The sequence below is a fragment of the Pseudomonas cichorii genome (assembly GCF_015471405.1).
GTDB classification, from domain to species: domain Bacteria; phylum Pseudomonadota; class Gammaproteobacteria; order Pseudomonadales; family Pseudomonadaceae; genus Aquipseudomonas; species Aquipseudomonas serbiensis.
Map to the genome: position 1 here is coordinate 1 of NZ_BLVZ01000036.1, position 1,625 is coordinate 1,625.

Annotated in this window: 1 protein-coding gene and 1 pseudogene; both read left to right on the forward strand. The window is 47.4% G+C overall.

Translation table 11 applies throughout. From position 1 onward, the window contains the following. Window positions 1-1,008 (forward strand): annotated as a pseudogene (locus JL015_RS27495) (hypothetical protein); the annotation flags it as partial. A 9-nt stretch (window positions 1,009-1,017) separates the two neighbouring features. After that, the coding region (locus JL015_RS27500; protein ID WP_201020682.1) for a permease at window positions 1,018-1,625 on the forward strand (608 nt) is incomplete at its 3' end.

Below are 1,625 nucleotides of genomic sequence, written 5' to 3' on the forward strand. Positions count from 1 at the left end.
CAGGGAAACAACGCTTGGGGAGATGCGATTCGCGGGTTCAGGAGCACGATGGTGGCTTTGGGGGCGTTTGCGGTGGCGGCGGCGGTGTTGGAGTTTGTGGATCTGCTCGACGATCACGACAGCGCTAAAACACCCGAAGAAAAGACAGCAATAGTGATTAAAGCACTTGCTGTGATCGGCATGGGGGTTGGCGGCTTTTTGCACTTGTTAGTGGGTTTGAATGTATCCAAAAGCTTGGCGTTTTTTGTAATGAACCCATGGTTTGTGGTGGGGCTTTTTATCGTGGGTGCAATTTATTTACTCGCGTGCCTGGCCTTGAATTATTTCAAGAAAGACAGTATTGGTTGGTGGTTGAAAAAGTGCTGCTGGTCACGCTCCATAGAGTTTCGCCATGCAGATAATCCTGAAGGACGTATCGAGGAAAAGCGCTCTCTATTGGAAATCCAGCTAAGCCCTCAAGTGTTTGTCAAAAGCACGGTTGTTTATGAACAACGTTATCTGGGTAAAGGCGACTACATGGAAGTGGCCGTGCCCAATGGCGCATGGGTTCAGATTCAACTCCCCAATGCCGTACGCGGAAAGTGCATTCAACTCAACATTATCAGTAGCAAACGCCCTCTGGGTATTCTGCCTGTTACCAAGATCGAATCTTCTATAAAGACTATCTTTGACGAGCGCGGACAGTACACGCATATTAGAAAATTCACAAAAGTCAGCAACGAGCGCCCACCCTTCGGCCCACCAGAACTGCATTTTCCGATCATGCCCGAGAACGAGGATGTTGTCTGGCAGGTCTGGGTACCGCTTGACAAGAGTGCTGACTATATCGAACTGCAGATATGGTACCCCAGTGATGTGGTCAGTCCTGGAAAAGAGGAGCGAGGTTATCTTTATCAGATAGAGCTCGACAAGAATGGGAATGGCACAGCAGATGGATTAACCACACCCCGTCTTTTGGTGAGTGCTGAGCACCGAACCCAATCATTGACCCTTCCCACCCCGGATTAAGTAAACGATATGGAAAGCGAGAAAAAAGCTTCGCTCAGTGACGAGTCTCTGAATGATATCGAAAAACAAAATACTGCTCATTATTTTGATAAGTCGGAAGGCTGCGAAAAAATATTTGACTGGTCCATAAAGGCGATAAATGGCACTCCAAAAGACATAGTGGAAGGCCAGGTACTTATTTTTCTGGTAAGTACGGTATGGATTTTATTTGTTACATGGTTGGCATGGGGGAGAGTCGAGGTTGATGTGTCGGTGATTGTAATGGGTTATGCAGTTTTATATGGCTATGTGTTTTTTCTGATCCGTGTTTTCAGGCAGAAAACCATATTCAACTACAGCGTCACCTCAAAAAAAGCTCTGCTTGAATATTATGACTACTATCCCGATTTTGCAGGCCCCTTCTTCCAAGGTATCGCCATTTTCACCATCTTGCTATTTCTCGGCGTCGCCCTTGTCACAGGCTCCCTGCTCTTTCTGGTCGGCCCCGCCGCCATTTCAATCGGGGCCGCACGCTCTTTGCTGAATTGGGAGAATAAAATCCATCATCGGGAAACTCGTCCATGGGATACCCACAACTTCGTCACGATTGATCGAAAGCGCTCCATCATCGTTATTCA